12 protein-coding genes are annotated in these 12,844 nt (G+C 62.5%); 3 read left to right on the top strand and 9 right to left on the bottom strand.

Features of this window, described 5'->3' with window-relative positions; translation table 11 throughout:
• Positions 1-17: 17 nt before the first annotated feature.
• From ACXYMS_RS04540 to ACXYMS_RS04520, 5 genes are all read right to left on the bottom strand, one after another.
• Positions 18-1,940, bottom strand: a complete 1,923-nt coding sequence (locus ACXYMS_RS04540; protein ID WP_458904044.1) for a potassium transporter Kup — start codon at positions 1,938-1,940, stop codon at positions 18-20.
• A gap of 158 nt (positions 1,941-2,098) precedes the next feature.
• Positions 2,099-2,716: an NADPH-dependent FMN reductase gene (locus ACXYMS_RS04535; protein ID WP_458904042.1), complete on the bottom strand. Its 618-nt coding sequence runs from the start codon at positions 2,714-2,716 to the stop codon at positions 2,099-2,101.
• A gap of 242 nt (positions 2,717-2,958) precedes the next feature.
• Positions 2,959-3,699: a pyridoxine 5'-phosphate synthase gene (locus ACXYMS_RS04530; protein ID WP_458904040.1), complete on the bottom strand. Its 741-nt coding sequence runs from the start codon at positions 3,697-3,699 to the stop codon at positions 2,959-2,961.
• A gap of 91 nt (positions 3,700-3,790) precedes the next feature.
• A complete protein-coding gene (ilvN, locus tag ACXYMS_RS04525) occupies positions 3,791-4,345 on the bottom strand; it encodes an acetolactate synthase small subunit (protein WP_458904038.1) in 555 nt (184 codons plus the stop codon).
• 24 nt (positions 4,346-4,369) lie between these two features.
• Positions 4,370-6,139, bottom strand: coding sequence for an acetolactate synthase 3 large subunit (locus ACXYMS_RS04520; protein WP_458904037.1), 1,770 nt, complete (start codon positions 6,137-6,139; stop codon positions 4,370-4,372).
• A 381-nt stretch (positions 6,140-6,520) separates the two neighbouring features.
• Here ACXYMS_RS04520 and ACXYMS_RS04515 point away from each other — a divergent pair, with 381 nt between their 5' ends.
• Entirely contained in the window at positions 6,521-8,026 is a 1,506-nt protein-coding gene (locus ACXYMS_RS04515) for an inorganic phosphate transporter (protein WP_458904035.1), read from the top strand.
• A 6-nt stretch (positions 8,027-8,032) separates the two neighbouring features.
• Here the strand turns inward: ACXYMS_RS04515 and ACXYMS_RS04510 are convergent, their stop codons facing one another.
• From ACXYMS_RS04510 to ACXYMS_RS04500, 3 genes are all read right to left on the bottom strand, one after another.
• Positions 8,033-8,491, bottom strand: a complete 459-nt coding sequence (locus ACXYMS_RS04510; RefSeq protein ID WP_458904033.1) for an NUDIX hydrolase — start codon at positions 8,489-8,491, stop codon at positions 8,033-8,035.
• Between the two features lie 106 nt (positions 8,492-8,597).
• Positions 8,598-8,813, bottom strand: a complete 216-nt coding sequence (locus tag ACXYMS_RS04505) for a cold-shock protein (RefSeq protein ID WP_458904032.1) — start codon at positions 8,811-8,813, stop codon at positions 8,598-8,600.
• Between the two features lie 319 nt (positions 8,814-9,132).
• Entirely contained in the window at positions 9,133-9,408 is a 276-nt protein-coding gene (locus tag ACXYMS_RS04500) for a hypothetical protein (protein WP_458904030.1), read from the bottom strand.
• A 185-nt stretch (positions 9,409-9,593) separates the two neighbouring features.
• Here ACXYMS_RS04500 and ACXYMS_RS04495 point away from each other — a divergent pair, with 185 nt between their 5' ends.
• Positions 9,594-11,006 (top strand): MATE family efflux transporter, encoded by a 1,413-nt coding sequence (locus tag ACXYMS_RS04495; RefSeq protein WP_458904029.1) that lies wholly within the window; start codon positions 9,594-9,596, stop codon positions 11,004-11,006.
• Here the strand turns inward: ACXYMS_RS04495 and miaA are convergent.
• Positions 11,003-11,896 (bottom strand): tRNA (adenosine(37)-N6)-dimethylallyltransferase MiaA, encoded by an 894-nt coding sequence (gene miaA / locus ACXYMS_RS04490; RefSeq protein WP_458904027.1) that lies wholly within the window; start codon positions 11,894-11,896, stop codon positions 11,003-11,005. The two genes, ACXYMS_RS04495 and miaA, sit on opposite strands and share 4 nt — an antisense overlap.
• 27 nt (positions 11,897-11,923) lie before the next feature.
• Here miaA and serB point away from each other — a divergent pair, with 27 nt between their 5' ends.
• Complete coding sequence (gene serB / locus ACXYMS_RS04485) at positions 11,924-12,796, top strand: phosphoserine phosphatase SerB (RefSeq protein WP_458904025.1); 873 nt, start codon at positions 11,924-11,926, stop codon at positions 12,794-12,796.
• The last annotated feature ends 48 nt before the right edge of the window (positions 12,797-12,844 follow it).

Genomic DNA, 12,844 nt, shown 5'->3' with positions numbered 1-12,844 from the left:
TGATCCGATCCGCGCAGCTAGATGATCACCTGCGTCCCGATTTCCACGACCCGCCCGGTGGGGATGTGGAAATACTCGGTCGCGTCGCTGGCATTGCGTGCCAGCCGGATGAACAGCCGGTCCTGCCAGAAGCGCAGCGGACCCGACTTGTTGCCCAGCTTCAGCGAACGCCGTGACAGGAAGAACGAGGTCGACATGATGTCGAACTTCCAGCCCAGCTTGCGGGCCAGCGCCAGCGCCTTGGGGATATTGGGCTCCTCCATGAAGCCGAAGGTCACGACGACGCGGAAGAACAATTCGTTATAGGCGTCGATGGTTACCTTCTCGTCGTCCGGCACGCGCGGCGAAGTCGAGGTGCGCACGGTCAGGATGACATTCTGCTCATGCAGCACCTTGTAATGCTTGAGGCTGTGCAGCAGCGCGGTCGGCGCGCCTTCCACATCGCTGGTGAGGAAGATGGCCGTGCCCGGCACCGTAGTCGGCTTCTTCTTGGCCAGGTTCTCGACGAGGAATTCGAGCGGCACCTCGTCGCGGCGGGTCTTTTCCGCAAGTCGCCGGCGACCCATCATCCAGCTGACCATCACCACCGACACAACGATTGCCACGGCGACCGGCACCCAGCCACCCTGGAATATCTTGGCCGAGTTGACCGCGAAGAAGCCGCCGTCGATGACGAGGTACAATGCGCCGAAGGCAACAACGGCGCCCATTGGCCATTTCCAGTTGCGCCGCATCACCACCAGCAGAAGCGCGAGCGTCACCGTCATGATGCCGGAAACGGCGATACCGTAGGCGCTCGAGAGGGCACCCGAGCTGCCGAAGCTGACCACCAGAATCAGCACCATGATCATGATCATCGTGTTGATCTGCGGCATGTAGATCTGTCCGCGCTGCGCCTGCGAGGTGTGCTGCACGATCATGCGCGGCAACAGGTTAAGCGCGATGGCCTGCTGGGTCAGGCTGAAGGCGCCCGAGATCACCGCCTGGCTGGCAATGATCGTCGCCATGGTGGCCAGAGCCACGAATGGACCCAGTGCCCAGTCCGGGTGCATCTCGAAGAAAGGGCTAATGACGTTTTCCGGGCCGACGCCCAGGACGAAAGCCCCCTGGCCGAAATAGTTGAGCAGGAGGCAGGGAAAGACCAGGCCAAACCAGGCAATGACAATCGGCTTGCGGCCAAAATGGCCCAGGTCGACGTAAAGCGCCTCGGCGCCGGTAACGGCCAGGAACACGGCACCCATGACCACAAAGGCGATGCCGGAATGGGTGATCAGAAAATCAACGCCATGCCAGGGGTTGAGTGCCCAAAGCACATAAGGATTCTGGATAATGTGGTAGAGGCCGATCCAGCCCATGACCAGGAACCAGATCGCAGTGATCGGGCCGAACACCACGCCCACCTTGCCCGTTCCGAAGCGCTGGACGAAGAACACGCCCAGAATGATGACCAGGGTAATCGGCACGACCCAGCGGGTCATGTGCGGCGCGACCAGTTCCAGGCCTTCCACGGCCGAGAGCACCGAAATGGCGGGCGTGATCATAGCGTCGCCATAGAACATCGCGGCCCCGGCCACGCCGAGCGCCGTGATCCAGACCGGCGGGTTGTCGAAAGTCTTTCGCGCCAGCGCCATCAGCGACAGCGTGCCGCCTTCACCATTATTGTCCGCGCGCGTGACGAAGAACACATATTTAAGGGCGACGGTGAGCGCCAAAGCCCAGACAATGAGCGAGAGCAGGCCGAGCACTTCGGTTTCCGTCGCGGCCACGCCAGGCCGCACCGCCATCGCCTGCCGGAAGGCATAGATGGGGCTGGTGCCGATGTCGCCATAGACGACGCCGATGGCTCCCAGAGTGAGGAGGGGCAAACCGGATGTTGGGTGGCTGGCCTGGTCGGTCGCTACGTCACCGGCCTGTTGGCCGGCAGTTTCCGCATGCGTCATGAGCTGGGGGGCTCTCGCTGTTTCAGGGCGGGCGCCGCTATACACCCGTCACCCGTCACACACAACACCCGCAACCCTTAATAGTTCACACGCAAACAGGGGCCGCTCCTTTCGGAGCAACCCCTGCCTGGCAAACGAGGACCTGGAGGTCTTCGCATTTATTCGGCGGCCTCGGCCGTCTTGATCGCGTCCTCGTCGCGGGCGGCCTTGATGGCGGTGCCCCACCAGACGAGCTGGTCCAACATGTCCTTGGTGGAGTTGCCGATTGAGCCTTCAAGATCGTCCAGTGTCTTGGTGCCACCAAAGCCGGGGTGAACAGCCATGAAGTCCGCGCCGGCGATATGGACCGCAGAGCGAGTCGATACCATCTGCAATTCAACGCCAATGGTGCGCAAGTTCTCGATGGCGCGTGCGCCGCCCACCGTGCCGTAACCGACAGTGCCAAACGCCTTCTTGTTCCATTCCACATAGGCCTGGTCGATGGCGTTCTTGAGCGCGCCGGTAATGGCCCGATTGTATTCAGCGACCACGAAGATGAAGCCGTCGAACTCGGAAATCTTGTTCTGCCACTTCACAGCATTCGGATTCTGCGACGGCATCCAGGCATTGGACGCCATTTCATCGAAGAACGGCAAGTCGAAGTCGCGCAGGTCGACGATCTCGGCAGCGAGCTCGGGGCGTTCATTGGCCTTGTCCAGGATCCACTTGGCCGGGATTTCACCGAAACGGGTGGGACGGGTGGATGAGATGATGACGCCGATCTTGAGCTTGGACATTGGTGTGCCTTCCTTGGTAACAAAACGTAACTGAGGCGATATATGTGCCTGTCACGGAAAGCCTCAAGAGGGCACGTTTCTGTCAGCCGGCTACATTGGCGTGACCCGGGCACAGCGATGTAAGTATAGGAAATTCCATCATTTTCGGACAGAATGGCATGAACGCCGCCGGAAAGGGCGGCTTTACCCCGCGCTGGCCACACGGAGTGTTCTCGCCGGGTGAACAATGCGCCAGGCGCAGTTCAGCCAAGCACCGCGATATAGCGCCGGGTTGCCTCGGCAAAACCCATCAGCAGGGCATCGGCGGTGATTCCGTGACCGATGGACACCTCGGAAACGCCCGGCACGGCGGCTTGAAAAGCCGGTAGGTTTTGCAATGTCAGATCGTGCCCGGCATTGACCTCGAGCCCAGCGGAATGCGCGGCCCGGGCGGTGTCGGCAAGCGCGGACAATTCGCGCTCCGCCTGTTCGGCATTGTCGAAACAGGCGCCATAAGGCCCGGTAAACAATTCCACCCGGTCGGTGCCGGTGGCCTTGGCGGCGGCAATGCCCGCCTCCCCGGCATCTGGATCGCAGAACAGAGCGATGCGCCGGTCCGGGCGCTTGAGGCGCTGCACCACGGAAGTCAGGAAATTGCCTTTCCCCCCGAAATCCCATCCATGGTCCGACGTTGCCTGGCCCGGATCATCGGGCACCAGGGTGACCTGTTGCGGGTTCACCAGCTCGATGAGGTCGAGGAAATCGTCGCTGGGATAGCCTTCGATATTGAACTCGATCTGCGGATAATCGGCACGCAAGAGGGCCGACAGGTCGAACACATCGCTGCGCCGAATATGCCGCTCGTCAGGGCGCGGATGAATGGTAATGCCGCTGGCCCCGGCGTCGAGCACCACGCGTGCGATACCGGTCACACTCGGCCAGGGAAGGTCGCGCCGGTTGCGAAGCTGGGCGACGGCGTTGAGATTGACGGAGAGGAGGGTCATGGCAGGCGCTCGAGACTATATCCGCCTGCCATACACCAGACTGGGCGCGCCGCCCAATCGAACCTTGTGATAAGAGCGATCAGCGTTTGAGCTACATGCCCTCGGGGCCGCGACTGATGGCGGCCAGGCCCGTGCGCACCACCTCGACCAGCCCGAGTGGCTGCATAAGCGTGATGAAGCTGTCGACCTTGGACGGCTTGCCAGTCACTTCGAAGACGAAGCTCTCCACAGTCGCATCGACGATTTGCGCGCGGAAGGCATCGGCCAGCCGCAGTGTTTCGGCGCGGCTGTCGCCCGAGCCGTTGACCTTGATCAGCGCCAACTCTCGCTCGAGATAGGCGCCCTCGGCAGTCAGGTCATGCACCTTGTGCACCGGCACCAGCCGCTCGAGTTGAGTCTTGATCTGCACCAGCACCTTGGGCGTGGCGATGACGACGACAGTGATGCGACTAAGTCGCTTGTCGTGTTCGGTCTCGCTGACCGTGAGGCTCTCGATATTGTAGCCACGGGCCGAGAACAGGCCGACGACGCGGGCGAGAATGCCCGGCTCGTTATCCACCAGCACGGAAAGGGTGTGACGCTCGGTCTGCTGGGTTTCCTGGGTCAGGAAATAGGCCGAGCCGGTGGGCTGCAAATGTGCGTTCATGTCTCTGTGTCCTCCGCGGCCGGCCTAAACCAGCTGGCGTCCCTTCTCGTCGATGATGGAGCCGATATTGGCGGTATCGGGCAGGATGATCTCATTGTGCGGCTTGCCCGAGGGGATCATGGGCAGGCAGTTCTCGTCCTTTTCGACGATGACGTCGAACAGCACGGGGCCGTCATAGTCGAGCATCTCGGCAATGGCGGCGTCGAGCTCGGCCGGGTTCTCGCACCGAATCCCCTTTCCGCCGTAAGCCTCTGCAAGCTTGACGAAATCGGGCAGCGATTCCGAATAGGAATGGGCATAGCGCGAGCCATGCAACAGGTCCTGCCACTGGCGAACCATGCCCATGCGCTCATTGTTGAGAATGAAGATCTTGATCGGCAACCGATACTGCACCGCCGTCGACATCTCCTGCATGGTCATCTGCACCGAGGCTTCGCCGGCAATATCGATCACCAGCGCATCGGGATGGGCAACCTGCACGCCGACGGCGGCCGGCAGGCCATAGCCCATGGTGCCCAGCCCGCCCGAGGTCATCCAGCGGTTCGGCTTGTCGAAGTGGAAATGCTGGGCCGCCCACATCTGGTGCTGCCCGACTTCGGTGGTGATATAGACGTCCTTGGACTGCTTCCTCGTCGCCTCATAGAGACGCTCGATAGCGTATTGTGGCTTGATGAGCGTGTCCGAGTTCTTGTAGCCGAGCGAGTCAACGGCGCGCCACTTCTCGATCTGCTTCCACCAGGGCGCAATGGCCTCGGTGCGCGGCTGGTTGGTCCTGCTCCGCCACACCCGGACCATCTCCGACAGCACCCGCTCGCAATCGCCGATGATCGGGACATCGACGCGCACGACCTTGTTGATCGAAGAGGGATCGATATCGACATGGATCTTGCGGCTATTGGGCGAGAAGGCATCGATGCGGCCGGTAATACGGTCGTCGAAGCGCGCGCCGATATTGATCATGACGTCGCAGTCATGCATGGCGAGGTTCGCCTCGTAGGTGCCGTGCATGCCCAGCATGCCCATCCACTGCGAATTGGACGCGGGGAAGGCACCGAGGCCCATGAGCGTCGAGGTCACCGGGAAGCCGGTCAGTTCGGCCAGCTCGCGCAGATGCTCGGAGGCCTGAGGACCGGCATTGATGACACCACCGCCCGTATAAAAGATCGGCCGTTCGGCCTTGAGCATGAGGTCGATCGCCGCCTCGATGGCTGCGGCGTCACCGTCCAGCTGCGGGCGATAGGACTGGTGGCGCAGGGTCTCGAGATCGGGCTTGTAATAGTCACCCAGCGCAAACTGCACGTCCTTGGGAATATCAACGACCACCGGGCCCGGCCGGCCGGTCGTGGCGATATGGAAGGCTTCATGCATGATGCGCGGCAGGTCTTCCACGCGCTTGACCAGATAATTGTACTTGGTGCAGCTGCGGGTGATGCCGACCGTGTCGCATTCCTGGAAGGCGTCCGAGCCGATCAGCGTCGTGGGGACCTGCGCGGTGATGCAGACCATGGGGATGGAATCCATCAGCGCATCGGTGAGGCCGGTGACTGCATTGGTGGCGCCGGGGCCGGAGGTGACCAGGACCACGCCGGGCTTGCCGGTGGAGCGCGCATAGCCCTCGGCCATATGGGTCGCGCCCTGTTCGTGCCGCACCAGGATGTGTTGGACAACGTCCTGCTGGAACATGGCGTCGTATATCGGCAGCGCGGCGCCACCGGGATAGCCGAAGATGTGCTCGACACCCTGATCGGTCAGCGCCTGGATCACCATTTCAGCGCCGGTCATTTTCTCGGCCATTGTCAGCCCTTCCTAATTCTGTTGCCCAAAAGGGCTGTCCCTGCCTGCCGCCTCTCCCGCGCAGCGGAAAAAAGGCAATAAAAAAGGCCCCGTTTGGGACCTGTTTTCGGCGCACCAGCTTTCGCGCGGGGTTTTACCCCACGTTGCCGATGCGCCTGCCTACTACGAGAATGAGTGCCCGCACTGGACCGCTCCAAAAATTCTAGACGGCGCATTGATAAAAGCACTGCCGGGGCGAAGTCAAGCCGCCACACACCTGCTCTATCGTGGACGGACGACGAATCTGGTGCACACCCGCCCTTCTATCTTCAATTTGGGGCTGGCAGCGAGCCGACGAGATGCTAATGGCGGAACCAATGCCATTTATGACAGTTCGGTGACATGAGCAAAAGCGCGCTCGACAAGGATCTTCAGCGGGTTACGGGCCTGGAAGCCGCCACCCATGACCTTTCCCGGTCGCTGGCAGCGCCGGGCATAGCCCTGGTGTTCCTGCTGGTCGCGGGTGTCTGGGCCAGTTTCGTAATGGGCCAAGGTCCAAACACCTATGTAGTCGTCATAGCCGCGCTGATCGCCGGCTACATGGCGCTCAATGTCGGCGCCAACGATGTCGCCAACAATATGGGCCCCGCGGTGGGCTCACGTGCCCTCACAATGGTCGGCGCGCTGGTCATCGCCGCCATCTTCGAGGCCGCCGGGGCGTTGCTGGCAGGCGGCGATGTCGTCAACACCGTCGCTCGTGATCTGCTGATCTCGCCCGAGATGGAGGCCCGCACCTTTATCGTGGTGATGATGGCGGCCCTTCTCGCTTCGGCGCTCTGGGTGAACCTGGCCACCGTTATCGGCGCGCCGGTCTCCACCACCCATGCCGTGGTCGGCGGCGTGGTCGGCGCCGGCATTGCCTCGACCGGCTTTGCCATCGTCAACTGGCCCATGATCGGGGCGGTCGCGGCCAGCTGGGTGATCTCACCGATGATGGGCGGCATCATCGCCGCGATCTTTCTGATCATTATCCGCGCCACCATTACCACCCGTCTCGACAAGATCACCTCGGCCCGCATCTGGGTGCCGGTCTTTGTCGCCGTGATGACCGGCATTTTCGCTATGTACCTGGCTACCAAGGGGCTGAGCCGTGTCTGGAAGCCGGGTTGGGGCGTCACCTTCCTGCTCGGCCTGGGCTTTGGCGTACTGGGTTGGATTGCCGCCATGCCCTGGGTGCGGCATCAGTCGCGCCACATGGAAAATCGCAAGAAGCACGTGGCACATCTGTTCCGCCTGCCGCTGATTGTTTCAGCCGCCCTGCTGTCCTTCGCTCATGGCGCCAATGACGTTGCCAATGCCATCGGCCCCTTCGCGGCCATCGTCACCACCATCCAGACCGGCCATGGCGAAGTCGCCGGCATCGCCCTGCCCTTCTGGGTGCTGGCCATTGGCGCCATCGGCATCTCGCTCGGCCTGGCGCTTTTCGGGCCACGCCTGATCCGCACCGTGGGCGAGCAGATCACCAAGCTCAATGAAATCCGCGCCTTTTGCGCCGCGCTCTCGGCTGCCGTCACGGTGCTGATCGCTTCGGCGTTCGGCATGCCGGTATCCTCGACCCACATTGCCGTGGGCGCCGTGTTCGGCGTAGGGTTCCTGCGCGAATACATCTCGCGCCGCGACCTCGAGGGTACTGCCGTGCCGGTCAATGCCCGCTTCGTGGATGCCAGCCAGCTCAACGCGACCCCGGAGGAAGCGCTGGCCAATGCTCGCCAGGTGGAAACGCGATTGCTGGTGCGCCGGCACCACGTCTATTCCATCGCCGCGGCCTGGGTAATTACGGTTCCGGCCTCGGCGATATTGTCCGGCCTGCTGTTCTGGGGCCTGCGCCTGCTGATTGGCCAAGCCTGACGGGCGCTAGTTGCCGGCAACTTTTGCGTGCAGGCTCGCGGCCAGGCGTCCCAGCACAGGATCAGCGAGCAAACGCCTGGCCTCAGAGAGCGTTACCCAGTGGCGCAGACGCTGGTCCTTTTCGCGCCAGCTGTCGTGCTGGGTGGTAACTTTCAGCGGAAAAAGATCGACATCAACCAGGATGGCGCCATCGCCGCCCGTGCTGGCGCGGTAGCTGCCCACCGGCTCGCTGTCGATTTCACCGGACACACCCGCCTCCTCCAGTGCCTCCATGGCAGCGCTGTCCCAGGGCGTGGTGTCGGGCTCGATGGCGCCCTTGGGGAAAATCCATTTGCCGCTGCGCCGCGAGGTGATCAGCAGAAACGTCACGCGCCCATCGAGCAGGGCATAGGGCATCGCGCCTGCCTGGCGCAAGTCACCATGGGTCTGAACCCGAGGGCTCCAATATCTCAAGAAGTCGCGCATGATCTGTCCGCTGGCAATCGGTCTGACGGCTCTGTCGCACAGCCGCATCGATGGAGTCTACCACGCCAAGAGAAAGGGCCCCTAGGGGCCCTTCCAATCCTGGGGATTAGCTCAGCAGGGTCAATTCGGAGGCCGAAACCTTGCCATCGCGGCCGGTCTGCAATTCGAAGCTCACCTTGTCGCCTTCGTATAGGCCCTGCAGGCCCGACCGCTGCACAGCGGAGATGTGAACGAAGGCGTCTTTTTCGCCATTGTCGGGCGAGATGAAGCCGTAGCCTTTGGTTGTATTGAAGAATTTCACGGTCCCGGTAATGGCGGCCATGGTCTTGGTCCTCTAGGTCTGTTGTACCGCAACATGCGGCGGAAGGGTTTATCCGGGAGTGTGCAACTCTTCCGGACTTACGGTTCACAAGATCAGGAGGTAGCCAAGTTTCCGGACAGGCCGGTCGTTCAGATAGCGCAAGACAAGTGCCACGTATGGCCCAATTATCTCCGATTGCAGCGACATTTCAAGACCGGTTTCGGGTGCAAAATGGCATGGCCGATCTGCGCAAAAGAACACCCGGTCGGGGGGGCCAACCGGGTGTCTGGCGCCTGGGGGCGCTTGACCGCAGGGGGCGCTGCGGCATGGCTTCCCGCGTTTATCCGCGCGGGCAGGTATCGATGTAGCGGGTGCCATCCGGGCGCTCGTAGACGCAGCGGTCGCGGCTGGTCCCGTAATAGCCGAGGACTTCGCCAGCGGCCGCGCCCGCTACGGCACCGATGCCAGCACCAACGGCCGTGCCGACTACGTTGCCGCCGGTCGCGGTGGCGCCAATGATGCCACCACCAATGGCGCCGACGGTCGCGCCCTGCTGGGTGGTGGTGCAGGCTGCCAGGGACAGCGCAGTTGCGGCGATAATCAGGATCTTGTGCATGTGTTCCTCCAACGAGATGCTCGCACGGAAGAATGCACGGTGCCGTGAATGGTTCCTCGGCAGTTTTATTCTCTATTGAGTCAATCAAACCCCGCCCGGCACGATGGGCTGCTGACGACTTGTTCGCCGCTTTCGCGTCGCCGCCAATTGGAATAGAGCATTGGGTGCGAGTGAGAGAACAGAATATGAGCGAAAACGTCGCGCCGGCTATTCCGGCCGCGCCAATCCCGCCATCCCTGCGTGGCTGGGGCGATGAATTCCGTGCCACCTTTGCGCTGGCCTGGCCGCTGGTCATTGCCCAGATTGCTCAGAACGCCTTGCAGGCCACCGATGTCCTGATGATGGGCTGGCTGGGGCCGCAGGCGCTTGCTGCCGGAACCCTGGCATCGGCTTTCATCATGCCCCTGTTCCTGTTTGGAGTCGGGGTCGTCGGCGCTGTTGCCCCGCTTACCGCGCAGGCTCGTGGAGCCCGTGACATCAAGGCTATTCGTCGCGTCGTGCGGCAGGGATTCTGGGCGGCAATCCTCCTCGCCCTGCTGCTGGCGCCGATCGTCCTGCAGATCCGTACCGTTTTTGGCTGGCTCGGCCAGGACGCGGTTCTCTCGGCCCGCGCCGAGGAATACATCCAGATCGCGGTGTTGATGCTGGCACCAGCCATGGGTGTATTTGTTCTACGCTCGCTGCTCTCCACCTTCGATGCCACGAGAGTCATCCTGGTGATCACGGTGGGTGGAGTTATCTTCAACGCCGGAGCCAACTATCTGCTGATGTTCGGCAATTTTGGCCTGCCGCGGCTTGAACTGCGGGGCGCCGCCATCGCCACCGTGCTGACCAATATCGTCATGCTGTGCCTGATGCTCGGCTACGTGCTGCGGCACCGGCGATTTAAGCGCTTCAACATCCTGATCCGCTTCTGGAAGCCCGATTGGCCGCGTTTTCGCGAAATATTCCGCATCGGCACACCAATCGGTTTGACGGTCATGGCCGAGGTGGGCCTGTTTGCCGCCGCTGCCATGCTGATGGGTCGGCTGGGTACCGACGAACTGGCCGCCCATGCCATTGCCCTGCAATGCGCCTCGCTGGCTTTCATGGTGCCGCTGGGCCTGGGCATCGCCGCGACGGTGCGCGTGGGCATCGCTTATGGCCGCAAGGATCCCGAGGCCATCCGCAAGGCCGGCTGGACCAGCTTCATGCTGGGGACAGGCTTCATGGCCGTGTCGGCGCTGGCTTTCGTCCTGCTGGGCCCGGCAATTGTCTCGATCTTCCTCGACCCCGGCCGGCTCGAGAACCAGAACGCCCTGATCCTTGCCGCGTCGTTCCTTGCCATTGCCGGATTGTTTCAACTGGTCGACGGCGCGCAGGTGGTGGCCGCCCATGCGCTACGCGGCCTGAGCGACACCAAGGTGCCCATGGTCATGGCCATATTCGGCTATTGGTTTGTCGGCCTGCCCGTCGCCTGGCTGATGGGATTTGTCCTGGGCCTGCGCGGCATCGGCATCTGGCTGGGCCTGGCCGCCGGGCTGGCCTTTGTCGCTGTTCTGCTGGTCGGACGCTTCGCGCTGCGCGAAAGGCTGGGGCTGCTCAAGACCATCAGCTAAAGCGGCGCGCCTTCCAGGCCCAGCAGCGGCCAGTCGCCCATGCGGTTACGAAACCAGGTGCGCTGGCGCTTGGCATATTGATGCGTGGCAATGGTGGCGAGTGTAATCGCCGCGTCGCGACCATGGACGCCATCGAGCCAGTGCGAAATCTCGCGCACGCCGATGGCCTTCATCGCCGGCAGCGACGGGTCGAGGTTTCGCGCCCGCAGTGCCTCCACCTCCTCGACAGCACCATTGTCGAACATGGCAGCGAAGCGTCGCGCTATTCGCCAACGAAGCACGTCACGGTCAGGCGCGAGCACCATGCGCTCCACCGCCCATCCGTCCAGAAGACCAGGTTGCTGGTCGTCCTGAAAACCTGACAGCGCCCGGCCGGTGGCCCGCTGGACGGCAATGGCGCGGGTGACCCGCTGTGGGTCGGCCACCTTGAGGCGCTGTGCCGTCCCGGGATCGACCGAAGCCAGCAGCGCCATGCGCTCGGGCTCTGCGAGCGCTTGAATCTCTTGTTGAACTTCAAGTGTCAGCGCCGCCGAAATCTCGGGCACATCCGCGAATCCATTTGTCAGCGCATCGAAGTAAAGTCCCGTCCCGCCGACGAAAATCAGTTCGCGAGCCGCGTCGGTTTCGTCCATCAACGCCTTGACAGACCGGATCCACTGCCCTGTCGAGAAGCGCTCGGACGCGGGCACCACGCCATAGAGGCGATGCTCGGCCAGGGCTTCATCCTCAATGCCCGGACGGGCCGTGACCACCCGCAAGGTGTCATAGACCTGCATGGCGTCGGCATTGACGATCAGGCCACCGGACTGCCGTGCCCGCGCGAGCGCCAGCGCCGACTTGCCGCTGGCAGTCGGACCCGCTATCAGCACAGCGCGCCTTTGGCTCGTCACCGAACTCTCCCGAAAGTTGCTACCGCCATGCCGGTTCTCTCCCTCATTGCCAATCCCGCAGATTCAGAACTGGATCCGGCACTGGCCCAAACTGTGGTGGCCCAAACCGGCGGAGAACTCAACTGGCTGAACCATGGCGTCGCCTGCGACATACTTGAACCAACGGCTCCCCAAGCACTTGAACTGGCGCGTGAAATCATCGGCACCAGGGCCGTCGACGCCAATGTGGTGCCAAGCGAAGGGCGGCGCAAGCAGCTGCTGGTGGCCGACATGGATTCCACCATGATCGAGCAGGAATGCATTGATGAGCTGGCTGCGGCACTCGATCTCAAGCCGCAGGTGGCTGAGATCACCGACCGGGCGATGCGCGGCGAACTCGATTTTGCCCAGGCGCTTGATACGCGCGTGGCTCTGCTCAAAGGGCTAGAGCGTTCGAAAATCGAGGAAATTCGCCGCGAGGCGATCACCTTGGCGCCGGGCGGCCGGGCATTGGTGCAGACCATGAAGGCCTATGGCGCCTACACGTCCTTAGTGTCTGGCGGATTTACACTTTTTGCCGACTACTTTGCCCGGCGGATCGGCTTTGACGAGGCTATCGCCAATGTGCTGGAGTTCGATGGCGACCGCCTCACCGGTACGGTCAGCAAGCCCATCGTCGACAAGGACACCAAGCGCAAGCGGCTCCTGGACCTCGTTGATGAACGAGGTCTGAACCCCTCCCAGACCCTGGCCGTCGGCGACGGCGCCAATGACCTGGACATGATCGGCGTTGCGGGCTTCGGCGTGGCGCTGCATGCCAAGCCCGCGGTCGCGGCGGCGGCAGGGATCCGCATCGACCATGGCGACCTGACCGCCCTGCTCTATCTGCAAGGCTATTACGACGACGAATTCGTGCGCTGACGTTTCATCGATCGTAGGAAAGTAAAAGGCCGGCGCAGTCTCCTGCAC

The sequence above is a fragment of the Devosia sp. CAU 1758 genome, from assembly GCF_054482695.1.
The sequence above is the reverse complement of the archived record's forward strand: the minus strand, read 5'-3'. Positions and strand labels throughout refer to the sequence as shown.